The organism is Bacillus nitroreducens, assembly GCF_964021195.1.
The window spans coordinates 126,940-150,672 of record NZ_CAXHYI020000001.1 but is presented as its reverse complement, the minus strand read 5'-3'; the positions used below and the strand labels follow the sequence as shown (position 1 = coordinate 150,672).

Annotated in this window: 25 protein-coding genes; 17 read left to right on the top strand and 8 right to left on the bottom strand. The window is 37.6% G+C overall.

Features of this window, described 5'->3' with window-relative positions:
- Positions 1–122: 122 nt before the first annotated feature.
- Both codA and ACWPVE_RS00800 read left to right on the top strand, forming a co-directional pair.
- Entirely contained in the window at positions 123–1,385 is a 1,263-nt protein-coding gene (gene codA / locus ACWPVE_RS00805) for a cytosine deaminase (protein ID WP_453989959.1), read from the top strand.
- Positions 1,386–1,648: 263 nt separating this feature from the next.
- The gene (locus tag ACWPVE_RS00800; protein WP_453989957.1) at positions 1,649–3,079 is read left to right on the top strand and encodes a cytosine permease; all 1,431 of its coding nucleotides are present in this window, start codon (positions 1,649–1,651) and stop codon (positions 3,077–3,079) included.
- A gap of 452 nt (positions 3,080–3,531) precedes the next feature.
- On the opposite strand, the gene ACWPVE_RS00795 is transcribed toward ACWPVE_RS00800, so the two are convergent.
- Positions 3,532–4,809, bottom strand: a complete 1,278-nt coding sequence (locus ACWPVE_RS00795; RefSeq protein WP_453989956.1) for an IS110 family transposase — start codon at positions 4,807–4,809, stop codon at positions 3,532–3,534.
- 197 nt (positions 4,810–5,006) lie between these two features.
- Between ACWPVE_RS00795 and ACWPVE_RS00790 the strand changes: the two genes are divergently transcribed.
- On the top strand, positions 5,007–5,912 hold the full coding sequence (locus ACWPVE_RS00790) for a fumarylacetoacetate hydrolase family protein (RefSeq protein WP_453989954.1): 906 nt from the start codon (positions 5,007–5,009) through the stop codon (positions 5,910–5,912).
- Between the two features lie 50 nt (positions 5,913–5,962).
- Here the strand turns inward: ACWPVE_RS00790 and ACWPVE_RS00785 are convergent, their stop codons facing one another.
- From ACWPVE_RS00785 to ACWPVE_RS00765, 5 genes are all read right to left on the bottom strand, one after another.
- Positions 5,963–6,748: an alpha/beta fold hydrolase gene (locus ACWPVE_RS00785; RefSeq protein ID WP_453989952.1), complete on the bottom strand. Its 786-nt coding sequence runs from the start codon at positions 6,746–6,748 to the stop codon at positions 5,963–5,965.
- Between the two features lie 163 nt (positions 6,749–6,911).
- Positions 6,912–8,288 carry an alanine/glycine:cation symporter family protein gene (locus ACWPVE_RS00780; protein ID WP_453989951.1) on the bottom strand — a complete coding sequence of 459 codons (1,377 nt, stop codon included), beginning with the start codon at positions 8,286–8,288 and terminating at the stop codon, positions 6,912–6,914.
- Positions 8,289–8,660: 372 nt separating this feature from the next.
- Positions 8,661–9,833 (bottom strand): Ger(x)C family spore germination protein, encoded by a 1,173-nt coding sequence (locus tag ACWPVE_RS00775; RefSeq protein ID WP_453989949.1) that lies wholly within the window; start codon positions 9,831–9,833, stop codon positions 8,661–8,663.
- A 1-nt stretch (position 9,834) separates the two neighbouring features.
- Complete coding sequence (locus ACWPVE_RS00770; RefSeq protein ID WP_453989947.1) at positions 9,835–11,265, bottom strand: spore germination protein; 1,431 nt, start codon at positions 11,263–11,265, stop codon at positions 9,835–9,837.
- Positions 11,262–12,347, bottom strand: a complete 1,086-nt coding sequence (locus tag ACWPVE_RS00765) for a GerAB/ArcD/ProY family transporter (protein ID WP_453989945.1) — start codon at positions 12,345–12,347, stop codon at positions 11,262–11,264. The genes ACWPVE_RS00770 and ACWPVE_RS00765 overlap by 4 nt, the downstream gene beginning before the upstream one ends.
- A gap of 326 nt (positions 12,348–12,673) precedes the next feature.
- Here ACWPVE_RS00765 and ACWPVE_RS00760 point away from each other — a divergent pair, with 326 nt between their 5' ends.
- Positions 12,674–12,871: a helix-turn-helix transcriptional regulator gene (locus tag ACWPVE_RS00760; RefSeq protein ID WP_453989943.1), complete on the top strand. Its 198-nt coding sequence runs from the start codon at positions 12,674–12,676 to the stop codon at positions 12,869–12,871.
- Positions 12,871–13,326 (top strand): DUF3278 domain-containing protein, encoded by a 456-nt coding sequence (locus ACWPVE_RS00755; protein ID WP_453989941.1) that lies wholly within the window; start codon positions 12,871–12,873, stop codon positions 13,324–13,326. Before ACWPVE_RS00760 ends, ACWPVE_RS00755 begins: the two co-directional genes overlap by 1 nt.
- Before the next feature lie 253 nt (positions 13,327–13,579).
- Here the strand turns inward: ACWPVE_RS00755 and ACWPVE_RS00750 are convergent, their stop codons facing one another.
- Positions 13,580–14,200 carry a DUF3298 domain-containing protein gene (locus ACWPVE_RS00750; RefSeq protein WP_453989939.1) on the bottom strand — a complete coding sequence of 207 codons (621 nt, stop codon included), beginning with the start codon at positions 14,198–14,200 and terminating at the stop codon, positions 13,580–13,582.
- A gap of 95 nt (positions 14,201–14,295) precedes the next feature.
- On the bottom strand, positions 14,296–15,135 hold the full coding sequence (locus ACWPVE_RS00745; protein WP_453989937.1) for a serine O-acetyltransferase: 840 nt from the start codon (positions 15,133–15,135) through the stop codon (positions 14,296–14,298).
- A 190-nt stretch (positions 15,136–15,325) separates the two neighbouring features.
- Between ACWPVE_RS00745 and ACWPVE_RS00740 the strand changes: the two genes are divergently transcribed.
- The 12 genes from ACWPVE_RS00740 to ACWPVE_RS00685 all read left to right on the top strand — a co-directional run bounded on the left by ACWPVE_RS00740 (position 15,326) and on the right by ACWPVE_RS00685 (position 23,490).
- Positions 15,326–16,105: an alpha/beta hydrolase family protein gene (locus ACWPVE_RS00740; RefSeq protein WP_453990822.1), complete on the top strand. Its 780-nt coding sequence runs from the start codon at positions 15,326–15,328 to the stop codon at positions 16,103–16,105.
- A gap of 426 nt (positions 16,106–16,531) precedes the next feature.
- On the top strand, positions 16,532–16,663 hold the full coding sequence (locus tag ACWPVE_RS00735; protein ID WP_453989934.1) for a hypothetical protein: 132 nt from the start codon (positions 16,532–16,534) through the stop codon (positions 16,661–16,663).
- Positions 16,664–16,714: 51 nt separating this feature from the next.
- Positions 16,715–17,200, top strand: coding sequence for a GNAT family N-acetyltransferase (locus ACWPVE_RS00730; protein WP_453989930.1), 486 nt, complete (start codon positions 16,715–16,717; stop codon positions 17,198–17,200).
- Positions 17,201–17,432: 232 nt separating this feature from the next.
- The gene (locus ACWPVE_RS00725; RefSeq protein ID WP_453989929.1) at positions 17,433–18,443 is read left to right on the top strand and encodes a DUF3231 family protein; all 1,011 of its coding nucleotides are present in this window, start codon (positions 17,433–17,435) and stop codon (positions 18,441–18,443) included.
- 328 nt (positions 18,444–18,771) lie between these two features.
- On the top strand, positions 18,772–19,269 hold the full coding sequence (locus ACWPVE_RS00720; protein WP_453989927.1) for a hypothetical protein: 498 nt from the start codon (positions 18,772–18,774) through the stop codon (positions 19,267–19,269).
- Positions 19,270–19,500: 231 nt separating this feature from the next.
- The gene (locus tag ACWPVE_RS00715; protein ID WP_453989926.1) at positions 19,501–19,902 is read left to right on the top strand and encodes an MFS transporter permease; all 402 of its coding nucleotides are present in this window, start codon (positions 19,501–19,503) and stop codon (positions 19,900–19,902) included.
- Between the two features lie 340 nt (positions 19,903–20,242).
- Entirely contained in the window at positions 20,243–20,539 is a 297-nt protein-coding gene (locus ACWPVE_RS00710; protein WP_453989924.1) for a hypothetical protein, read from the top strand.
- 117 nt (positions 20,540–20,656) lie between these two features.
- The gene (locus tag ACWPVE_RS00705; RefSeq protein ID WP_453989922.1) at positions 20,657–20,974 is read left to right on the top strand and encodes a PadR family transcriptional regulator; all 318 of its coding nucleotides are present in this window, start codon (positions 20,657–20,659) and stop codon (positions 20,972–20,974) included.
- The gene (locus tag ACWPVE_RS00700; protein ID WP_453989920.1) at positions 20,971–21,690 is read left to right on the top strand and encodes a DUF2812 domain-containing protein; all 720 of its coding nucleotides are present in this window, start codon (positions 20,971–20,973) and stop codon (positions 21,688–21,690) included. The genes ACWPVE_RS00705 and ACWPVE_RS00700 overlap by 4 nt, the downstream gene beginning before the upstream one ends.
- A 19-nt stretch (positions 21,691–21,709) precedes the next feature.
- A complete protein-coding gene (locus tag ACWPVE_RS00695) occupies positions 21,710–22,312 on the top strand; it encodes a nuclear transport factor 2 family protein (RefSeq protein ID WP_453989918.1) in 603 nt (200 codons plus the stop codon).
- Positions 22,313–22,626: 314 nt separating this feature from the next.
- On the top strand, positions 22,627–23,067 hold the full coding sequence (locus ACWPVE_RS00690; RefSeq protein WP_453989916.1) for an NUDIX domain-containing protein: 441 nt from the start codon (positions 22,627–22,629) through the stop codon (positions 23,065–23,067).
- A 144-nt stretch (positions 23,068–23,211) separates the two neighbouring features.
- Entirely contained in the window at positions 23,212–23,490 is a 279-nt protein-coding gene (locus tag ACWPVE_RS00685; protein WP_453989914.1) for a hypothetical protein, read from the top strand.
- Positions 23,491–23,733 lie beyond the last annotated feature (243 nt).

The window sequence follows — 23,733 nt, the reverse complement described above, 5'->3', positions numbered from 1 at the left end:
TCATTTCTGTTTCAAGTATACAAAGCTAAGTACAGTCACGAAAGACAATGATCAATTGTTTTAAAATGACTACTTAGATATATAAGTTGCAATTTAAAGTTGAGTAAGGAGATGTGAATACTATGAAATTTAGTAACGCAAAGCTATATGGTCAAGAAGGAAATTGGGACATTGAAATTAAAGAAGATACAATCGTTGGCATCACTCCTTCTTCCAATGTTGATGTAAAGGAAGGCGATCAGGTTATCGATCTTGAAGGAAAGGTTGTATCGGCTCCATTTGTTGAGCCACATGTCCATTTGGATTTTGCCTTGGCCGCGGGTACACCTAGATGGAATCAATCTGGTACTCTATTCGAAGGTATTCAAATTTGGTCGGATAGAAAGAAAATCTTAAAAGAAACAAAAGAAGAAGTAAAACAGCGCGCGTTAAAAGGTACGCAAATGCTTATGAAACATGGTGTGCAACATATTAGAACACATGTAGATGTTACAGATCCTAGTTTCATAGGATTAGAAGCTCTACTAGAACTGAGAGAAGAAATGAGACCTTGGGTAGACATCCAAATTGTTGCATTTCCACAGGAAGGATATTATGCCTATCCGAAAGGTGATGAATTAGTAGAAGAAGCTTTGAAGATGGGTGCAGATGTTGTTGGAGGAATCCCACATTACGAATTAACTAGAGAAGATGGGGTAAATTCTGTAAAGAAAACGATTGAACTAGCCTATAAATACAACAAATTGGTAGATATTCATTGTGATGAAAATGATGATGATCAATCAAGATTTGTCGAAGTATTATCAGCTGAAGCATACAAACTAGGTATGGGGGAACTTGTCACAGCAAGCCATACTACTGCAATGGGTTCTTATAATGATGCGTATGCAGAAAAGCTTATTAGGAAACTACAACTATCTAAAATAAATTTTGTCTCACTACCAAAGGCGAACTTGCATTTACAGGGAAGAACCGATAGCTACCCTAAGAGAAGAGGATTAACAAGGGTAAAGGAACTATTAGAAGCAGATATCAATGTATGCTTCGGCCTAGACTCTATTATGGATACTGTGTACCCATTAGGTGATGGTAATTTAATTCGTGTCGTTGAAATGGGACTACATGCATGTCATATGACAGGGTACGACGATATAACAACAGCGTTGAAGCTAATTACAACACATGGAGCTAGAACATTACGTATAGAAGACAATTATGGTGTAAAAGAGGGCAATAAGGCGAATTTCATTGTACTTGATACAGAATCGGAATACGACGCCATTCGCTGTCTATCTCCAGTACTTTATTCCGTTCGAAACGGAGAGATCATTGTTGAAACAAAACCAGCTAGGACGAAGGTAAACATTCCAGTCTTGTCTAAATAGAGTTCTACATGAAGGTGAATATCTAAAATTAGAAAGTAAGAAATGATTCATTTAAAAGGAATCGAAGCAGAATGTTCAGAGAAACATGCCTCAAGTCACATTAAATTGGATTTGGAAGATGTTTTGCTAACGATGAGATTACGTTCTCTAGTATTTATACACACTGAGGTTGGGAATACAATGCAGGAAATATCTTGCTAGTTTGGCAGGAAATTCGAGAGTTATAAAGGATCTTATTTTATTAATATTTAGGAGGGAAAAGTATGATTGGTTTTCAACCAAAACCAGAACATGATCTCTATAGTGAATCGTTGGCTCCAATAGAGTTTTCCAAGAGAACAATCAACCCATTTGGTCTAGGTATGATATGGTTCGGAATTGCGGTACAAGTGACAGGCTTTATGGTTATGACTCCTTTGATAAAGTATTATACAATTGGAGAACTTGTCTGGATTAATTTAATCGGTCAAATACTAGTATGTCTAGCATGCTTTGCGACTCAAGAGATTGGACTAAAATATGGTGTTTCCTTTGCCACGTCGATAACAGCTGTAGCAGGGCCGCTTGGAGGTAAGATTGTTGCGGTTGTGCGGGCATTGCCGGCCATCATTTTTGTCGGCTTAAACGGGTTTGTCGGTGCAACTGCGGTCAATATGTTTACCACGGCTGTGTTTGGATTTGATAACATAATCGTCGGGATAATTATTAACGCTACTCTACTCATACTTGTAACAATTACTGGTGCAAAAGGAATTGAACGATTTACTTCTTTTGCAGCACCTCTGATGATTATTATTGGTGCTATTATGTTCTATGTATTAATGAAAACGCACGCTGTTTCCATATTTGATATTTGGGATCAGGGTGTTACAGGAGGAGAAAGTAAGAACTGGCTCTATGGATTTGGCGTCTGTTTAGGTGGATATGCGGCTATTGCAATGGGATTCAATGACTTTACGAAGGATTGTAAGATAAAAAATGGCAACATGAAAAAAGCATCTAGAAATTTCTTGTTTTCGTACATGGCTTGGTCTGCTCCTGCTTTTATGTTCTTTACAATGCTAGGTATTGTTACCGTTGTTCTGGTACCTGGTATGACAGGTGCACAAGTGCTCCCATACCTTACAGATTTACTTGCTGGTGGAAATAATGCGATTATTGCAGTCTTAGCTATATTCGTTTTTGTAGCTCAGTTATCCACAAACACTGCTGCAAATCTATTCCCATCCGTGTATGTTATATGTGCACTTGCACCTAAGAAGCTTAATTTCAAGACAGCTACTATTATTGTTGGTGTACTTGCGTTTGTTTTACAACCGTGGAAATTTGGTCCTATATTGGATGTGTTCTTGGCTGTATTCGGCGCAGCGGGTGGTCCAGCGCTAGCAATCGTAGTAGTGGATTATTACTACTTCCGAAAACGAAAATTAAGTCTTGGGGATCTATTTAATAGTAAAGGAAAATATTTCTACTGGCATGGAATCAATCCCGTATCCTTGTTCTGTTATGTAGCAGGAATCGTAATGGGCCTTCTGTTCTTGGATTATAATTACTTTGTTTCCTTAGCTACTACGGCATTACTGTATATGGTTGCTGGCAATTTATTTGCGAAAAAGTTTCCAGAAATGGCATCCGAGTCGGCAGAGAATATTACAGATTTTTCAATTGAAGATGAAACGAAGTTATCTGTGTAAGTTCATTAGATTTGCATCAAGCTAATTCTTCTAATCTAGGTATTCTTTGTAAGCAATTTTTTAAAAAATATACTCCCTCTATAAATGTTGATTTACCAACGGTTTGATCCGTTAGTGGGTTGTCAAAAAAATATTTTTCGACACAATTCCTAACAGTATTTTTAAAATATGTGAAACTATTCCAATACATGGGTACGCTACGCGGTCACTACTGGATAATGCTGGTAAGTAGTGCTAGGGAATTATACGATGCACAATGGATCTCTGCGTAGCTTATGATGACGTACCCTCCCATGTCTCTTGGCATCTAAGTGCCTACATTCCTTCGTTCGGTCTAGTCATAAGGCAGAGGCTAGCGAAGCTCCTTTAGGGACTCTAGGTCGAATGGAAAAAAAAGTGCCAGCTTCTCCGTGTCATCCTGATGTCTAAGTCTAATTTAGGGGTGTAAGGACTTATACAGCCTCTTCGAGACCAGGAATATCCCTCATCATTCGCTGTGCGTCAAACGCTTTGTGCTTCGTGCAAATCCCGTGTAATACTTTTAATAGTTTTCCGCATAGAACCACGATGGATTGCTTCTTACGTAAAGGATTAACCTGACGGTTTGTGTAATACTCGTGTAGCTTTTTGAAAGCTTCATTGTGACGAATCATGGGCATCATTACTCGGAACAGGAGGGCACGTAGTTTCCTTCTGCCTCGTTTAGAGATGCGTTTTTGTCCTTTATGCAGTCCAGAGGAATTTTCGCGTAACGTTAATCCCGCAAGTTTGATTAATTGGCGTGGATTCTCGTAGTCTGAAAAGCTTCCTATTTCGGCTAATAGATCGACAATAGTGTTATCTCCAATTCCTTCAACCGTTGATAGCCATTCGTATTCTACTGATGTTTTTACAAGTTCAACTAAGCGTTGAGTAATGCTTTCAATATCTTTTTCTAGTTGATAGTAACGGCGGACAAGTGTGGTGATTTCAATTCGAGCCATCTCATGTCCTTCTGTTACTCCGATAGAATTAGCAGCGACTTCAATAAGGCGCACTGCTTTAGGCCTTTGGGGAGATTTAAGCCCCTCAACCTTTCGATAAAGGGATAAAACTTCATCGGGTTGTTTCTGTTGAAGATCACTTGGAAATGGAGTACATTCAAGTGCAGCCAAAGCCATTTTTCCGAATGACGGAAACACCTGAGTGAATTCAGGGAAATAGCGATCTAACCAGCGAATCATCATGTTTTTGACAGCGCCTAATTCCTCAGTCAGCTTACTTTTGAAAGTTGATCCAACGCGAAGTTCAGCTTCCATACCTTTTAAGATACGGGGATAGCTGAAGCGACCATCTTTTACGAGACGAGCAATCACTAATGCATCCTTACGATCATGTTTAGTCGGAAGATTATCATCCAACTCTTTTGACCGTCTGACATGCATTGGATTAACCATTACCAAAGGTATGCCTCGTTCCTCAAGGAAGTAAGCTAAATTCAGCCAATAGTGGCCAGTTGGTTCAATCCCAATGATAACCTCTGTTTTTTCGTTTTCTTCCATTGCATCCAGAACGCGTTTATAGAAATAATCGAAACCATTTCCAGCCTGGGATACGGAAAACGATTTTTGGAGCACACGGCCGCGATCATCAACAAAGCAAGCAAAATGTGTTCGCTTAGCAATATCGATTCCGACCACTAGTGTTTTTTCAGTGACTTGATTAATTTTTTGATTTTGTTTAAAATCCATTATGGAGTCCTCCTTGGTTAACAAATTAGGGGTCAATTTCTGCAGATCTTGACACCCCGTATCATACCAAGAGGGCTCTTTTTTGTTCAAGTCCCCGAAAATCCTTCTAACAGGAATGCTCCTTATAACTAGGTTTAGTAGTCTAGTCAGAATTTCTAAATTAAATAATTTTCATCGTAAAAAGGGGAATTGAAATAATGAAACTACTAACTTTTCGAACAGTAGAAGGGTTAAGGCTAGGCATCAAAACTGATAAAGGTATTTTGGATGTTTCTCAAGCTCTAACATTATTTCCTACTCGTGATATACCTCAAACAATAGATGAGGTACTTCAGGCAGAGGATAATAGTATTTACTTACTTCAACAATTTGTTAGGAAAATGGAACAAAGTAACAATAGTGAGATCTTTTTGAAAGAGGATAGTTTAAATCTTGGTCCATGTGTGCCCAATCCAGGAAAGGTTATTGGTGTGGGACAAAATTATTATGGTTATTTGGAAAAGGTAAATATGTCTAAACCTGATTTCCCACATTTATTTAACAAGTTTAGTAGTGCGGTTCGGGCAAGCGGTGATCCTATACTTATCCCATCTAACTCTACAGAAGTTGACTATGAAGCAGAATTAGTGATTGTAATTGGTAAAAAGGCAAGACATGTTTCTAAAGAAGAGGCATTAGATTATGTGATAGGTTACTGTAATACGAATGATTTCTCTGCACGGGATTTGCAATACATGACCACATCATGGGTACCTGGAAAATGTTGTGATAGTTTTTGTCCAATAGGGCCATATCTAGTTACTTCCGATGAGGTGGGGGACCCTAATAATCTAACATTAAAAGCGTATGTAAACGGAGAAATAAGGCAGAATGCTAACACTAATGATATGATTTTTAACTGTGCAGAACTAGTAAGTAGCCTTTCAGAACTTTTTACCTTAGAGCCAGGAGATATTATCCTAACAGGAACACCCGATGGAATCGTAATGACTTACCCTGAAGAAGAAAGGGAATGGCTTAAAGAAGGCGATGAAATCGTAGTAGAAATTGAGAAACTTGGACGTTTATATAATGTCATGAAACAAGAGGAGCCACAACGATAACCGTAGTTGTGGCTTTTTCCTTGTTACTGTGTGAAACCAGAGCGTTTCTTTTAAGTTGATTTTGTTTGATGGGACTTAGCAAAGTGAGAAATTAATTCATTTAATTTGTTTGCGGCATCTGTTGGAATTTGATGATCGGCTTTTTCAATAAACGTTAATTCATTATTAGGTAATTGTTGATGCAGTTGCTTTGCGTACTTATGAAATGGCTTATCTTTTTTTCCATAGATTAATAAAACAGGAAGAGAGATCTGGTGTAATTGATTGGTACAATTATATTTCAAGCTATATTGATAGTATTGTTCGATGTTTTGTGCGTCACCTTTTTGAGCTTCTGTACGCATTTTGTTAAACAGTTTTAGGGTGTTTTTTGAATTGCTCCAAGAGATAGACCAGGCTAACAATGGGACAGCTCCCGCATGCGCTAGTTTTACACCTAAAGCAATTTTTTTTCTTAAATGTGGATCACTTGCTTCGGGCATTCCGCCGATTAATATTCCTCCTAATGCTCGTTCAGGTGAAGATATCAAAAATTCTAGTACGATTGAACCACCAGTTGAATAACCACATACATAGGCTTGTTGTATCTCAAGATGATCCAACAAACGTTTGATATCCTCCACAATCAAAGGATAGGTAATTGGTTGACTCGAATAACTGCTTCGCCCGTGACCTCTAATATCAAAGGTTATAACCTGAAAGTCTTTCGATAATTCTTCTACTTGAAAGTGAAAATTGACTGAAGTAAGTGTAGGGGGATGAATAAACACAATGGGTATTCCTTTTCCCTTAACAGAATAATATAGACTCGTTTCATCAATCGTAATGATGGGCATTGGTACTCCTCGCTTCATGATGTATTAGTTATAAACTTACCCACTTATCCGTTTTTTATGAAGAAACGTAAGGAAGAAAGGATGTCTCACACTGATTTTTTTACACTAAAAACGACAGCAAGCCCTGTAAAGGGATTTACTGTCGTTTTTCTAATTCGTTCTATTACAGTTGTGCCTTTTCGCCACCTTGAGCAGCCAGTTCTCGTTCTTCTTTTACTTTTTGTTGGAATCGTTTCGTTTCATAAATAATTACACCTGATAATCCAAGTAACCCAATTAAGTTCGGGATCGCCATTAATCCATTAAGTACATCCGCTAAAGCCCAGACGGCGTCAATGGAGGCTGTTGCGCCCACAAAGATAAAGAGGACAAATACGAAACGATAGATTTTCACGGCTGTTGGATTCTTGACCAGATATTGGAAGCATTTTTCTCCATAGTAGCCCCATCCAAGGATGGTTGAAGATGCAAAGAATAATAATCCAAATGTAACCATGTATGGACCAACGCCACCTAATAGTGTTTCAAATGCAGATGATGTCAGGACACCAGCTGCGATGGATTGATCTTCCCATTGACCAGACATTACAATGGTAATACCTGTAATCGAACAAATGATGAACGTATCAATGAGTACTTGTGTCATGGATACAAGTGCCTGTCTTCCAGGTAAATCTGTTTTCGCAGCTGCTGCAGCAATTGGAGCAGAACCTAGTCCAGCTTCATTGGAGAATAATCCGCGCGCAATACCAAAGCGAATTGCCGCACCAATCGCTCCTCCAACCGCGGCTTCGCCTGTAAATGCATATGTGAAAATGATGCCAACAGCTTCTGGTATCAGATGAATATTCAATACCATGACAATTAAACCAGCAAGGATATAAAAGAGTGCCATAATCGGAACAAAGAAGGCTGTTACGCGACCAATCCATTTAATGCCTCCGAGGATAACCAATCCAGCAAAAAGAACAAGCGCTAATCCTGTTACCCAGAAAGGAACAGAAAATGTACTATGCATCAAATCAGCAACGGCTTTTGACTGAGTACCATTACCTATCCCAAATGCGGCAAGAGCCCCAAAGAGTGCAAACAAGACACCGAGCCATTTTTGTTTTAATCCATGTTCTAAATAATACATGGGACCTCCAGCCATGTTGCCTTCTGGGTCTTTTATACGATATTTCACGGCCAAAATGGCTTCTCCATACTTTGTAGCCATTCCGAATAGTCCTGCGAGCCACATCCAAAAGATTGCACCAGGTCCACCCATTACAACAGCAGTGGCAACACCAACAATGTTTCCTGTTCCAATTGTGGCTGCCGAAGCTGTCATGAGAGCCTGGAAGTGAGAAATATCTCCATCTGAATCCTTATCCTGGTTTCTGGAAAAAGCGAGTTTTAATGCATATGGCAATGATCGAACTTGAAGGAATCCAAGACGAATTGTCAGATAGATACCTGTACCGACTAAGAGGACAAGTAATGGTATCCCCCAAACAATGTCACTCATTTGACCTAAAAAAGCTTCGATTTTCTCCATCCATTTCCCCCTCTTTCTTCAAGTATGTCAGATACTTCTCTAAACACCTAAGCCTCCTCTCAAGCTAAGTTTTTAATAATCTAACTATTCTCATTAAAACGAAAATTTAAGAGTGGGTCAAGGTCTAAAGGATTACGCACACGTACAATTGAAGTTGTTTCGATGGGAGGAGTCAGGAATCGACACGATGAGTAGAAATAAGGAAAAGTCACAACAAATAAGGGACAGCGGTTATTAACCGATGCCCCTTAGACTTTAGGAAGGATATTTTAAAAAACGATTACACATTTATCGACAATTTGCTTAGATTGCATTTTTATCAGACGATTATTAGTAAAATCAACCCATGGCCTTACATTTTACCCAACTCCATTACTCGACAACCTTAAGTTTACGGTTTTTAAATGAACCAGAGTGTTCCAGGTTGATATGGGCCTCAATGGTTGAAATACTGTCTTCTCGGAGGATCGTGTCTTGATTCTTAAGTTTTTTCCAATCAGCAGGGTATTTTCTGTATATCTTATGCTCCAGGTTTAAAAAATCGATATCGTGTTTTAATCCTAGTTGATATAATTCCCTGATTTCTTTCATGATTCCTTTTTTGACGAAATCTTCCATGGCGACTACCTCTTGGATCTTGTCTGTGATCCGATTACTTACAACTCCATTGGCCAAGTAGAGAATTGAAAATTGAAAGTTTCCATCCTGTTTTTTCTCAGGTCGGATTTTTACCACTTGACTCTCCAGTACGGCAATAAATTCAGGATTTTCTTCAGATGGCAAAATGATGGATGTCCGTTGTGTTTCAGGTGTTATCCAACGTATTCCTTTGATTTTTTCAAAGGGAAAAAAGCCTTTGTATTCCTGGTTATCGAGAAAGAACGCCCCATCAATTTCTAATTTACCCTCTGGCTTTTTATTATTCTTCCATTGTGTTTCATTAATAGCTAGTGAAGGAATATAAGTGGTTTGACCAGGCTCGAAAAATCCACGTGCTAAATGATTTAATTTAATTGGTCGGATCGTTGAACTTTGACTATATGAACTTTCTGGATTATGAAGTATGGTATTCAACGAATTTTGATTAAAAAAACCTGTCGATGTTAAAATATCCTCGATGGGGTCCTTTGTTGCAAAAATCCATGGCGTCGGACGAAACTCGTGATAGCGGGTTAAGCCATCATAAATGGCAGCGAGTCCATTTTTTAGTACATTTTCACTTACAACAATGGCGGTCACATGTGCCCAAATAAATCGTTCTTGCGAAGAGGTATAAGCTTTGAAAAACGAATCAATAAAGGTTGTTCCGCTCGTTTCCGATACATATACCTCAGGTTCGGCTTTTTCTCCGTTTTCATGTTTGGCAACAGAGGATAAACCAATTAATTGGATGGATACGTAGTATTTCCCATCTCGATAATCGACTCCGATAGCGGTTGCGAAGTTCATGTTTTCAATTTCGCCCATGTCATGCTCGCAAGCGGTCATGAGGAGGAGACATAGAAATAGGTTAAGACAACAAGCTTTTGTGGTTATACGTTTCATTCTACTTTCTCCGCTTCTGTAAAAAAGATATTTCAAATTTCTTTCTATCAAAGGGATCCACAAACAGCGCTTTGAGATATTCCTTGTATGTTATGGAAGCTACAGGCTCAAGATATGCCACCTTAAACGACTCTAAATTAGCTAAGTAGATGAGTACACTAAATAACCCAATGATAAGCCCATAGACGCCCAAAAATATGGAAAGCAATAAGGTATACACACGGAGGATACTTACCGTTCCAACCAGAGACTGGTTCACAAGCGTGTAGCTCGCGACTGCGGATAAGGCAATGATGACAATCATGGTCGGAGAAGCAAGGCCTGCTCGAATCGCAGCATCCCCAATAATAATACCTCCGACAATTGAGACCGTTTGTCCAACAACAGTTGGCATACGAATTCCAGCTTCTCTAATTAATTCAAACAATGCGAGTATGAAAATCGCTTCAATTCCGATGGGTAACGGTAACCCTTCCCTTGAAACAACTACAGTGGCAAGTAATGCGAATGGTAATTGGTCAATGTTAACAGAAGAGAGAGAAACCCAAAATCCTGGTAGGAAAATGGATATGACCAAGCCGATGATTCGAATCAACCGTCCAAATAGAACAAAATAGTATGGAAAATGAACATCCTCCGGTGATTTTAGCAATTCAAAAAGATTGATTGGCCCAATTAACACTGTTGGAGACCCACTTACAATTAAACAAAATCTCCCCCGTATCATGCTTTGGATGGCAAAATCAGGACGTGTTGTATAGTCAAAGAGCGGAAATAAGGAAAACGTAGAATCCGATAGCCATTGCTCTAATTGACCACTGCTTGACACATTTTCACTGTTGAATTCCGTTAGTCTTTTCCTTACTTCCTCTAATATGTCTGGGTTGGCTTTATTCTGTAGATAGAGCAGGGAAACATCCGTATTGCTTATTGTTCCAAGCTTAAAAGACTCACTATAAAGCTGTGCCGTCTTGATTCTTTTTCGAATTAATGCGATATTCGTATCGATTTCCTCTGTAAAACTATCTTTAGGTCCCTTTATCGAAACATCTGTTGTCGATTCTTGTGGGGAGCGCTGTGGCACTTTACTAAGATCGAACACGTGAAAGTAAGGTGTTCTTTCCCGATACACAATGAATGAACCCGAAAAGACGAGAGTTGCAATCTCTTTTATACTACTCACATGCTGAACAGGAGGCAGCATTTCGGAATGACTCCGCGATACCTCCTCTTCGATACTTAGGAGGATTCGGTTATAATACTCATTTAGTTGTGTCGTATCCAGCATCCCTTTGCAATAAAACGCTTGAAGATCCTCCCTGTTTTCAATCGGTAAAAAATCGATATCTGCATAATGATTGAACATTTCTTTTACTTCCATACAAGTCAATTCTTGGTTTGCCAATTTTTGCTGTAATGTTTCCACGTTCATATGTTTTGGGTTCCTTTCCTTGTAGGCAAATAGCTAATGATCCACAAAGCTAACGTTATTAACACGCCACCTATACATGCAGATGGATAAAAATATCGACCTATTAATGTCTGCACCCACACATCACTAAGTGGTATGAATGAAAACAATCCTAAGAGAATGGAAGCAACGGTAAAGATGTGCTTTTTTTTATCGGGGTGTAAATGACCTTTTACCATATCTCCAAGTAGGTATAACCCCAATGAAACCCGAATGAGTTCTCCGCTCAATAATTGAAAGACAGCCAGAAAGTCAACATGTGAAATATAATTCCCCAACTTAACCAGTCTCCATTGTTCAAACGCTGGAAACCGAATATTAGACGCGATCGCAGGACCAAAAGAAGACAGGGAACCCATGGTAGGACCTAGGATGAGAACGGTTAAAAATGTGATTAGAAAAAAAAGATTAGGAATCGAGAACGATTTTTTTACATGATGCTGTAGTAACAAAAGCACAAGCAAATCTGCACTCCCTCCAAGAATGATCATTGCCCCTTTTAGAACGGGTTGATAGCCGTCAGCAAGGATGGGGAAAAGATAGCTATAGTCTTTTACGGGAAGTGTAAATGTAGCGACAAAAATACCAAGTAGCGAAACAAATGGTAATAAGATCGCCGAAACATAGACAATCGATTTTAACCCATTATAAGCAGACCAAATACAAATCAACAGAAATGGTAGCATGACCACAAAAGATGGTGTACGTGGTAAAAAATAGATGTTAATGGACTGAATGAGATCATAAAACGAAATGGTACTAATAGCAAATACATAAACCAAAAAAACAGTCATAAAAATCTGTGAAACAATGCTCCCAGCACGCGCTTTAATCCAATCTGAAAGATGGAGTTGCTGTTGATTTTGCTTCATGATCAAATAGAGGACTAGCCCCCAAACCAAGGTGATTGCATAGGCAAATAAGGCTGAAATCCATGCATCACGTTTCCCTGTTGTAAGTAAATGGGGCAAGATCAGCACATGATTTGAGATTCCGATAAAAAGTATGAGAACATATAAGATCTGTTTACGAGAGAATTGCATTCCACTACCACCCAACTAGAGCATCTACTGTTAGGGTTTGTATGTCTTTCCAAATTATTCATTATCTGGGAAGTGGAGTGGAATGAATGCATATGCATAGGTATCCATTCATGGATGGAGTTGGGACATAGGGAGAGTGAGGAATTTAGCTTGACTAAAATGTGTGATTTAACAGAATAGGTTTGTACAATAGAAATTACAATTGAATTCTTCAGTAGAAGGGATCGTTTCCTTTTTGTGAGCATGTAATCTTGACATTTTTAAAATCAAAATGTAACATATAAATTGCATATGTAAGATATATATTGCATAATGTAGGTGAATGTATGAAAAACAATGTGAAAATCAGTCGAATTAAAAAGTCAATTACTCAAGAACAGTTAGCGAAAAGAGTCGGTGTAACTAGACAAACAATTGGGTTAATTGAGAAAGGAGAATATAATCCTACGCTACAACTTTGTATTGCAATTGCCAAAGAACTTAATAAAACTCTAGATGAATTATTTTGGGAGGTAGAGGAGTAATGAAATCATGGATATCAAGTATTTTACCAAAAGATGAGTATAAGGAAAAAAAGATGTTATATTTTTTAGCAGAAGGGGGAATCATCCTTTTGCTCTCACTTATCATAGCGGTTTTCTGTAATATGTATTTTCAAATCCACGAAGGATTTCTACTTTTGTTACCCATTGCTGTATTCCTCTTTTATGTCACCACAAGGTATATCGCATCTGGGATTGAATATACCGATATTGTGACTGAACATGCGTACAAGCGAGAAATAAAGACTATTGGGACAAGGACAATTAGCTTCGTCGTAACATTTTTTCTGTTATACATTTTAGTTGATGGTGTACCAAATAACCTACATGGGTGGCTAACTATTGTAGGATTATTATTGATTATTAGTTTCCTTTGGTTTTTCACTAGTTTTCTATCATTAAATAGATCCTATAAGAAAAATAAGGAATTATTATAATAGAAGCTTATGAATATCTACATAAAAGATAAGGTGAAATCGTTAATGGAGCAACCAATTCGTAAGAAGCGTTGCTCCATTAATTTTGTAGAACTAGTTTGGTAAATCTCCAAACCGTTGTTACACGAGGCAAAAAGAACAGACCGAATGATTTGCGAAGGGTCTGTTCTTTTGAAGGCTATTGGTATGTGTCAATAAAAGGTTAGTTTGTACCTGTAATTGTGAAGGTAGGGGTAATTTCTTTCGCATAACGTTAGTTATTTGTTGCCAATCTCCCAAGTGGACCATTCTCATCGATAATATCTTGGATATCATAGACAGAAATCGGAAACATCGGGAAGCCAAATACATAAGGCGTGATTTCATAGAGTTGAAAATAGATCACGAGTGTTTTATCGGCAATGTAAAAAAACTGGTCTGGACGGATTGTGGTAAATTCGGAAATTAAGCCAATATCACGTTCTTTGATTTGGACGTGAATCAATTCGGATAGCCTTTTGACATAATCACTGCCAGGTTTAAAGAGATCTTTGAGATTCACTCGTCTGCCGCGTTTTAAGTCAAATGTCAACGAGTGAATGATGGTGTTCCCATGAGCTGCCCTGTCATGGTAGGTGTAGTTTGATTGGGTTAGGCTTAATACTTGCCGTTGGTTGTTTTTGATTTCGTATTCACCAATCATTTCTTTAACGGTTGTCGGGGAATTCCCAACTTGAACGGAAATCAATCCTTGTGCTTGGCGGACAATCGATTGATTGATAGAATGCTGGAGTTGTTGATTTCTCATTCTTTCAACTTGTGGGTAATAGACTTTTCTTTCGGAATCAAAGCGAAACATATGTGTTGTTATACTCACTGGAAATGAAATAGGCATCTGTCACAATCCTTTTTTTCATATCGTATTCCAGTTGACAAAAAGTGTGCAGAATAAAAAAGGAAATTGCTTATACAAACAATTTCCGTTGGGAGTTATAACATTTTATTTTGGATGACCGTCACGACCTTACTGCCAGCAGGGATGCTTTTTGTCAACCAAACATTCCCACCAACAATTGAATCTCTTCCAATCACAGTGTCTCCACCAAGAATGGTTGCACCCGCGTAGATTGTGACATTGTCTTCAATGACAGGATGACGTCTTTTTCCACCCTTGATGATTTCTCCATTTTTATCGCGATCAAATGAAAAGGCACCGAGCGTTACCCCTTGATAGAGGGTGACATCGTTTCCAATAATCGTCGTTTCCCCAACAACAATGCCAGTTCCATGGTCCATAAAAAAACTATGTCCGATTGTGGCGCCAGGATGGATGTCGATGCCTGTTTTACTATGGGAATATTCGGAAATGCCTCGAGAGACTAGTGAATACCCCATCTTGTGTAGTTCATGAGAGATCCGATGTACCATGATGGAAAAGACACCTGGATAGGTCAATACAATTTCCTCATAGCTTTTGGCTGCAGGGTCTTTTCTGAAAGCCGCATCCACATCTTTCATGATCATTTCCCTTAATCTAGGTAATAATTCTAGGAATTGATATGTATCCTGTTCGGCAGTCATGTTGTCATTTTTATAAGATAGCAAGTGTTGTAATTTGTTTTGAAGGCTTTCTAATTTTGCTAGACTATTCTCGATTGTTCGTTCAACACTTGTCACATAATATTCTGGTAGTAGGACTTCACGTATATTGTCAATAAAATCAGGAATTAGCTTTAAGTTGTGATTGATTTGTGAGCACTTCTCCCGATGTTGTGTTCCAATCACTTCATGTAAATGTTGATTAATTTTCACTAAGTCATTTTTTCCCATCAGTATCATCCCCATTTGATAATTCTACTTTTAAAGTAACGCAAAATGTTGATAAATGCAAAGCTAATAACTTTTTAGAATAGAAGATGTTTAAAAAGGAAGTATTATTCGAATTTTTAAAACCTTTATTTATCAAACTTGCATTATTTTGTATACTTTAAGTAAAGATTACGCATAAAGGTGGTCGGTTATCATCGAAAAGCCTATTGTCATTGACAATCGGAAGGGGAAGAAACTCGTAGGAATCTTACATATTCCACCTAGTCGTTCCTCTGGTCCGCTCGTTGTGTTTGCTCATGGGTTTCAAGGGACAAAATCAGCCCCGCACCGATTATTTACCAAAATGGCACGGAAATTAGCCAATCATGGAATCGCGGCATGTCGTTTTGATTATTATGGAAGCGGGGATTCAGAAGGAGAATTTTCAGAATCCACCATATCAAGTCAAATTGAGGATGTAGTCGATGTCTTTTCTTATGTTAGTAACATGGAGAATTATGAGGTTACGAAAATTGGCCTCATTGGTTATAGTTTAGGTGGTTGTATTGCTTCAATTGCCCAGTCAAAGTTATCTACGAATCTTTCAACCATTGTGTTGTGGGCACCAATCTCAAATCCTTATTGGAATTTCGTTCATCTCCTAGGGATGGATCGAGTCATAAACGGGTTGAAGGGTGAACCAGTTGAGTTTGAGGGGGAACAAATAGGGAGAGCTTTTTTCGAGGAACTATTAGAGTTTGATCCATTAGATTGTATCAATCAATACGAGAATCCTGTTCTCATCATCCATGGTGAACAAGACCAAGATGTCCTATTTGCAGACGCGGTCGCCTATAAACGAATGGTTCAACATCTTTCAAGTCAGTTGATTTCTTTTCCAGACACAGGGCATCTATTTCAAGAGCATGAAACCGAAACAGCCTTGTTTAATCACACATTAGAGTGGTTGAAGAGATATTTGGTTACATAACGAAAATGTATCCCATAAAATGGTATAGTTGTTAATATAGGTGAAACTATGAAGAAGTTTAGTAGATTGTCAATAGGATTGATGGTGTTAGGATTCTTATTCTTCGGATTCAATTGGATTATAGAGAATTTTTCTGAACCCATTGTCTAGTTGGGGATTATTTCTTTTTTGGTTGGAGTTGTATTACGTTTTATTGCAATTGCTCAACAAGAAAAAAGGAAATTCAAAATTCATCTCACTTATTACTTTCTTCGTTGTCATGTTTTTAATGACTTGGTTTGGGCCCTTTCAGTTCGTTCAAGTGTTGACTTGGCTAAAAAATGTTTCTTAAAGAAAAATGATCTAAAGAAAAAAATGGGGAATCCTATGGGGTCTCTCTAATTTATCCAATCTTAACATTATATTTTAAGGGAAGAGGTCGGAAAAATGGAATTTGTACTGACTTTCGCAGTTATTATTGTGGCCATTACGTGTTTATCCATTGATGGGAAATTGAAGAAAGTTAGCAGTCAAAACAAAGAAATAATCGATTTATTAAAACAGCGGGATGAAAAGTAAGAGCCGATGAATATTGAACAAACGAAGCAGGCTACATGAAGAGGGGTTATCATGAACGTAACATCTATTGAAGTTTTACCGAAACATAAAATCATTGAATTTTTTAACGCGCATTGGGGAAGTCCAGAAATGGTTATTTCTAGTGGAGTGTATGATTGTAGTGCATTAGATGGTTTTACCGTTCTAGATAAAGACGGTAAAATAATCGGCCTAATTACATACATCATGAAAGATAATGAATGCGAAATTATATCATTAGACAGTATCGAGGAAGGAAGAGGAATCGGTACTTTGTTAGTTCAAGAAGTCGAGAAACTCGCTAGTAAGAAAAAGTGCAAACTTCTTAAACTCGTAACGACAAACGATAATGTAGTAGCATTAAAGTTTTATCAAAAACGAGGGTTTGTTTTGTCCCGCATTTTAAGGAATGCGGTTGAGAAAGCAAGACAGATCAAACCTGAGATACCATTAATGGGTTATGATGGTATTCCTATCAGAGATGAAATTGAATTAATCAAGGATTTGAACCAAGAGTAGCTTTTGATGAACAATAAGATAGGATTAATACATAGTTTAAGACTAGGATCAGGATAAGATCCTAGTTTTTTCTTTGCTAGTAAATGACTTTTTAAATGTGACAAATTTATGTTTGTACAATCATATTTTTTGTATATCTGTTCGGCTTCTTTTTCATAATCAAAATATAATCACTCTGAATTTTTCTGTTAATAAATGGACACCTTATGAATAAATAGTGAGGTGTGTGAAATTGGATCAACATTCTAAAGTTAAATTAACTTCTGCTGAGATTGCCGCACTCTGGGTTCAGTATACGAACGAAACAGCGAGTATATGTATTCATAAACATATGATGGAACATGTAAAGGACAATGATATTAGAAGTGCATTTGAATTTGCCATGTCACTTAGCACGAAACATATCGAACGTATCAAAACGTTTTTTAAGAGCGAAGGTTTTCCGATTCCAATTGGATTTTCGGAGACTGACTACATAAAAGGAGCCCCCCAATTATTTTCTGATGTCTTTGCCTTAAACTATTTGAATATCATGTCCCTTCATGGTTGTCATGGATATAGTGGAGCAATCACAACATGTACACGTGAGGATATACGAACCTATTTTACGGAATGTCTCGTGAGTGCGACTGAATTGTGTAATCGTACAAAGGATTTGTTGTTAGAAAAAGGACTATATTATCGACCACCTGTGATCCCACCTTCTTATAAGGCAGACTACATTGATGATAAAAACTTTTTAGCAGGTTGGTTCGGGGAAAAAAGACCTCTAAGTTGTATCGAAATTACAGATATTTATTTTAATTTAAAGAAGAGTATGTTTGCTAAAACCTTTATGGCGTCAGCCTTGCAAGTGACAAAGTCAGATAAAGTGAAAAACTTCTTAAAGAAAGCATTAAAAACAAAAGATGACCATATCAAATTGTTTTTTGAGGTGTTGTATGAAGATAATCTTCCAAGTCCACCTATTTTTGATGCTGAAATTACAAATTCTACCGTGTCACCATTTTCGGATAAACTGCTGATGTTCCAAGTTGGCTTCTTATTCTCAACCGCCATGGTTTATTACGGAACGGGATGGGCCTCCTCGCTTAGAAGAGACTTATCACCAAAATACATGACGGCAATGATGGAAGATTTAAAAGTAGGGAATGATTGGGTCAACCTCATGATCAAGAACCAGTGGCTTGAGGAACCTCCATTAGCAGAAGACAGAAGTAAGTTAGCGGATATGTCAAAATAATTCCTCCTGTAGGGTCGCTTTGTATGACTCTGAGAAGACAGTTGCGATTGCGGATGAACAATCATTTTTTTGTTACATTCAAGCACCTACATTCATGGCGAATCATTTATCAACAGCAAATCCATCAACTATTACATAAAGGATACTGGAGGTTTTTTAAAGCGTAAATCCCGATAGGATTTACGCTTTTCTTTATTAAATGATTAAGTCTCAAGGCTTATCAAAAATTAATCCAAAGCCTAATTGGATGAGAAGTAGAGTAGTAGTACATTTATTTAGTAGAAATTAAGCTTTAGTCAATCAAGATTAGAAAGGAACAAGGACTTATATGAAGAAGAAAAGTAAAAATCTACTAACACCTACTACTGCAACACGAAAACTACAGATATTCATCGCCATATGTTCAGTCATTTTTACGATTGGTTCTGTATTACAGAACTTTGTCATTGTCGACATATCGTTAATTGAAGAAATGATGAAGATGGCAGGCGCACCTGATCCAACTGGAGAAGCACCAGGTTTTACTTATGGTTTTAGAATTGTAGGATGTATTTATATTCTTGGGAATGCATTAGGAATACTAGCCATAAAAAGTCGTTCTGAAGCATTATGGTGGGCTGTATTTGTCATTAATATCACTCAAGCGCTCGGTTTCTATATGATTCCGTCATCGATGTGGGCGGCTGCCATGGATGCTTATGGATTTTGGGGTGTTCTTCCATCAGCGATAACTGACGGTGGTGCCATCATACTATCATTCGTGATGATTATTTCTATGGTGAAATATAAAACAACATGGGCACAAAGCTTTACACTACAGCAATAAATGAGTTTATTATGAACGAGGTAGCTTTGATAAAAGAGTGGTCTCTAAGTTTGAAGTCAATGTATTTCGGTCTTAATTTGAAATAGCAATATTGAAGTAAAATCAATCATTTATTAACTTCGTCCAAAACTCAACACGATGCTCATTTTTGTTTATTGCTTCCGTTGTTCATGCGTTTTACACTATTCATTGTAATGAACAGGATGTTCAATTTTGGAGGGAGAAACAGTCATGAATAAAAAAGCAAAAATCATCTTGTCAATTTCATTAGCCATTGTTTTCATAATGATTGGGAAAGCCTTTATTTTAGACGAAGCAGTGAAAAGTTATTTAGTTACGTTCTTTTTTGTGGGTGCTGGATTAGCACTTCTACGTTTATTTGTTAACGGGATGATCCGCAAAATGAAAGGGAAGCACATCGGTGTCAAAGTCGCCTTTTTTGCAGGTTTATTAAGTGTAGGTTTACCATTCCAAAACTGGTTCCGTACAGATGTGTTATTCGCAATGAGTAAAACGTTTATTGTCCCAAGTGTTATTGTGATGGTAGCAAGTGTCGTCTTGATGACCGTTGTATATGGCGCTATTTATGAGCGAGTCCGTGTAACATATGTAGAAAGAAAACAGGTTGTATAACGTAAATAAAAAATCGGGGCTGTCCAAAAAGTCACTGAAAAATGACTTTTGAGGACAGCCCTCATTTTTTGTTTTTTGGGTTTACTAAAAAATCTGGTGTTGATTTCCGCTGCAGGCACTCGCTTTCCGCGGGCGGTCCGGGAGCCTCCTCGTCGCAAGCTCCTGCGGGGTCTCCCCTGGCCACGCTTTTCCCGCAGGAGTCTCGTACCTTCCGCTACAATCAACAAGGTTACAAAATTTAATAGTATTGACTCGTAACTTTTAAAAAAAACACACAAAAAAATCATCCTTTTTAGTAAAATGAAGTTACCACACAACATTCCAGAAAGGATGATTTTTTATGAGCAATCAATTAATTACTAATGAAAATTATAACACGCAAACTTCCCTTTTTCCAGAGTTCGAAGAGGAGAAACTAGAAGTTCAAAATGAAGAAAAACAAAAAGAACCTAATCCAAGACAATTAGCCCCTACTTTCAAACCCTGCGATAATCGACAAATTCAAATGACTTATGATATCGAATCTCTTATTCCACAACATCACGAGGCCCGTGTAGTAGACGAAAAGGCAAGGGAGAAAAACGGTCGTTTTTCTCCCTTGCCTTATTTTTTAGGACTTATCGGACAGCCCCTTTGATATTAATTAAAAAACAGAAAAATGTATCACTTTGTGATATAAAAGTTGTTTACAACTGTATCATAAAGTGATATATTATTTTTAGATATATCACAATATGATATAGGAGGTTATGGATTGAGTAAATCAGAGCAATTAACAGATACGATGTTTTATATTATGGCAACGTTAACTGTTCCTAGGCATGGTTATGGGATTATGAATTTAATTGAAGAAACATCAAAAGGGGCTATATCAATAGGTCCAGCTTCAATGTATACGATTATTAAAAAGTTATTAAAGCAAGAGTGGATTCAGTTATATGATGGATCAGATTCAAGACGAAAAACGTATTTACTTACGGATAAGGGCAGACGGGTACTAGAAGAAGATTTGAGAATAAGAAAGGTAATGATTGACTTAGCTGAAGCTGGGTTGAAGGAGGGGAAAGAATGAAAAGTACAAGATATATTACGTCAGGTGGGTTAGCATTCTCAGAGGGGAAGGACATGGAAAAATTACGCCGATTTTCTTTAAAAGGTTGGCATGTTAGTGATTTTGCATTCATGGGATATACACTTGAAAAAGGCGAGAGTGCAGATTATATCTACAGTATCGATTATCGATCGTTAAAAGAGGACGAAAAAGAGGAATACTTGACCTACTTTTCGTCTGCTGGATGGTCCTTGGTTGCCTCACAAGCGGATATTCATTTATTTCGAGCAAAATCCGGTACAAAACCAATCTATTCTGACCGTGATACAATGGTTGAAAAATATGAAACGTCAAATAAGAATATGAAAACATTGACCATTTCTTCTGTCTTATTAACAATACTCGCGTGGGCTGGAGCAATGTTTAGCTCTGGAATCTTACATTCCATTCTTACTGTTGTAGCCTTTATCCTCACTGTGCCTACCTTACCAATTGTTTGGACTGCAGTCTCAACCTATTCCAACAAGTGGAAAGTTGAAGGAAGAAGTGGACTTGTCCATACGGTAAAAATAATACCTACCCTACTTGCATTAGCATCCATTCTGATTTTGTTTTTTGCCAATGACACAGACAACATCGTTCGCCTCATCGCGTATATCATCATTGGAGCAGTAGGAATTCCAACGGCTGTTTGGGTTTTCATGGCTCTTTATCATATAGTGGGAAAAAGAGCCTAATATTGAGGATGAAACAAGGGTGAATGATCAGCTTGTACTATCGATCAATATAGAAATGAATTTTCTATCGCATTGTATCACTGAAGGATTCCAGGAAAGGAAAACGAGACTAGGGGCGGCATATTTGCTGCCTCTTTTTATCATGATGGGAGAATTTACTACTTTTATTGAATGCATTATTGAACAAATGAGTCAGGGGAGAGAAAGAAGGATAACTACTTCTCCTTGGAGAATTACTAGAAAAATGCTTTACATGGGGAGAGGTTTGATGGAGCAATCATTATTAGCAGAGCATATTCTTCATCTTGAAAAGAGATTAATGAACTATCAGTATCAAGACTTTGAAATGCTTCTTGCTGATGACTTTGTAGAATTCGGCAGTTCAGGAAAATCATATGATAAAAAGGCACTACTCGAAGGGCTTAAACGAATGAGTACGACCGATACAATAACATATACGGTGACTGATTTTAAAATAAAGCAGTTAGCTTCTGATGTGATATTGGCAACGTATCAAACATTCAGACATAATGACAGGAAATACGCTTTACGAAGTTCGATTTGGCAAAGAAAACAAGGTGAATGGCAAATGGTCTTCCATCAAGGAACGCCTACTAAATAATACGTATTCCTACATATGAACAGTGCGTAAATCCAAATAGGATTCGTTATGTTGAAGTTAGTGAACGGACGAGAAAGGGTAGGGAAAATGCATCTTTCATTTTCCAAGTAAGAGTTGTACAATAAAAAAGAACTGGAAAATTGTAGCTAGGGTTCCGCTAGAGATAGGTCAAGTGACCGAGGGCTACATCTTTTACACGATGTAAAAGGCACCTATTGACATAAAAGGTCCGAGGGGAAAGGTTCAGCGTATTTGTGATGCGTTGAAACCTTTCTCTTCGGGCTTTTTTTATTATTTTAAGGGAGGTTTATTAGATGAAACGAATTGATGATTTAAAAGCTGGGGTTGCAGTTATCATTTTGAATGAGGAAAAACAAGTACTGTTACAGAAAAGATCCGATGTAGGACTTTGGGGTATTCCTTCTGGACATATAGAAATAGGAGAAACCGTTTCTGAGGCAGCTATTAGAGAAGTAAAAGAGGAAACAAATTTAGATATCAAAATTAATAAGTTGATTGGAGTGTACTCTGACCCTGATTCACAGGTGTTTGCCTACCCAAATGGAAAGGTAGTGCATTTTATCACAACTTGTTTTCTTGCTGAAATTACAGGTGGTGAACTACGCTGTAATTCTTCTGAGTCGCTAGAATTAAAGTTTTTTAATCAACAAAACTTACCTCAAGACTTATTGAAAATGCATCCTCGATGGTTACAGGATGCACTTGCGAACAGAGACTCGGCGTTTATTCGGTAGTAACATTCATCGGGTGCGTTGATTTAAGAAGGATCATGCACCTTTTTGAAAAAATTTACCTAATGTAACAGAATTGTTTAATAAAGGTCGTATTGTAACAATAAAATTGTATTAGAATGAGGCTTTCCATGAGGGGGAATGGTGTTGAGCGAGAAAAAAACAAAATCAGAATTGACGAGGGCAACCGTTATTTTAGGTTTCTGTATACTTATTTCTGCGTTTACAATTTCGAGTGCGATTCGATATTCGACAAATGAAGGTGGTACAAAATCAGAAGACCTCTATCGATATGAGCTTATTTCAGCGAACGAACAAAATATCATTATGTTCGATAAGAAAACGGGCGATTATTGGAGAAAGTATATCGAACCAAACGAAGGACCAACTGAATGGGAAAAGCAAGTGTCTCCAGTTGGAAATTGATCTTTTTATAAAGAACGAATCGTTGCTTTAGTGGAAATAACATGATGACTAACTAGAATTTCCTGAGTGGAGGTTCTTTTTTTATATCAACGTTAAATATTGCCCAATAAATATGTTTCAAACAGTATCTGATTTTGAACTATCTTATATTTTAAGAAAAAATTCCTTAATCGACGATGGGAAAATTAACATTTTTTACTAACAGATACATGAATGCATGAAGGATTTACGCATTTTTTATTG

Coding starts and splice junctions, on each gene's coding strand:
- ACWPVE_RS00700 (WP_453989920.1), top strand. CDS start 20,971: ATGAAAAGTACAAGATATATTACGTCAGGTGGGTTAGCATTCTCAGAG.
- ACWPVE_RS00800 (WP_453989957.1), top strand. CDS start 1,649: ATGATTGGTTTTCAACCAAAACCAGAACATGATCTCTATAGTGAATCG.
- ACWPVE_RS00760 (WP_453989943.1), top strand. CDS start 12,674: ATGAAAAACAATGTGAAAATCAGTCGAATTAAAAAGTCAATTACTCAA.
- ACWPVE_RS00745 (WP_453989937.1), bottom strand. CDS start 15,135: ATGGGAAAAAATGACTTAGTGAAAATTAATCAACATTTACATGAAGTG.
- ACWPVE_RS00770 (WP_453989947.1), bottom strand. CDS start 11,265: ATGAACGTGGAAACATTACAGCAAAAATTGGCAAACCAAGAATTGACT.
- ACWPVE_RS00690 (WP_453989916.1), top strand. CDS start 22,627: ATGAAACGAATTGATGATTTAAAAGCTGGGGTTGCAGTTATCATTTTG.
- ACWPVE_RS00795 (WP_453989956.1), bottom strand. CDS start 4,809: ATGGATTTTAAACAAAATCAAAAAATTAATCAAGTCACTGAAAAAACA.
- codA (WP_453989959.1), top strand. CDS start 123: ATGAAATTTAGTAACGCAAAGCTATATGGTCAAGAAGGAAATTGGGAC.
- ACWPVE_RS00780 (WP_453989951.1), bottom strand. CDS start 8,288: ATGGAGAAAATCGAAGCTTTTTTAGGTCAAATGAGTGACATTGTTTGG.
- ACWPVE_RS00715 (WP_453989926.1), top strand. CDS start 19,501: ATGAATAAAAAAGCAAAAATCATCTTGTCAATTTCATTAGCCATTGTT.
- ACWPVE_RS00710 (WP_453989924.1), top strand. CDS start 20,243: ATGAGCAATCAATTAATTACTAATGAAAATTATAACACGCAAACTTCC.
- ACWPVE_RS00755 (WP_453989941.1), top strand. CDS start 12,871: ATGAAATCATGGATATCAAGTATTTTACCAAAAGATGAGTATAAGGAA.
- ACWPVE_RS00765 (WP_453989945.1), bottom strand. CDS start 12,347: ATGCAATTCTCTCGTAAACAGATCTTATATGTTCTCATACTTTTTATC.
- ACWPVE_RS00750 (WP_453989939.1), bottom strand. CDS start 14,200: ATGCCTATTTCATTTCCAGTGAGTATAACAACACATATGTTTCGCTTT.
- ACWPVE_RS00735 (WP_453989934.1), top strand. CDS start 16,532: ATGGAATTTGTACTGACTTTCGCAGTTATTATTGTGGCCATTACGTGT.
- ACWPVE_RS00775 (WP_453989949.1), bottom strand. CDS start 9,833: ATGAAACGTATAACCACAAAAGCTTGTTGTCTTAACCTATTTCTATGT.
- ACWPVE_RS00720 (WP_453989927.1), top strand. CDS start 18,772: ATGAAGAAGAAAAGTAAAAATCTACTAACACCTACTACTGCAACACGA.
- ACWPVE_RS00790 (WP_453989954.1), top strand. CDS start 5,007: ATGAAACTACTAACTTTTCGAACAGTAGAAGGGTTAAGGCTAGGCATC.
- ACWPVE_RS00730 (WP_453989930.1), top strand. CDS start 16,715: ATGAACGTAACATCTATTGAAGTTTTACCGAAACATAAAATCATTGAA.
- ACWPVE_RS00785 (WP_453989952.1), bottom strand. CDS start 6,748: ATGCCCATCATTACGATTGATGAAACGAGTCTATATTATTCTGTTAAG.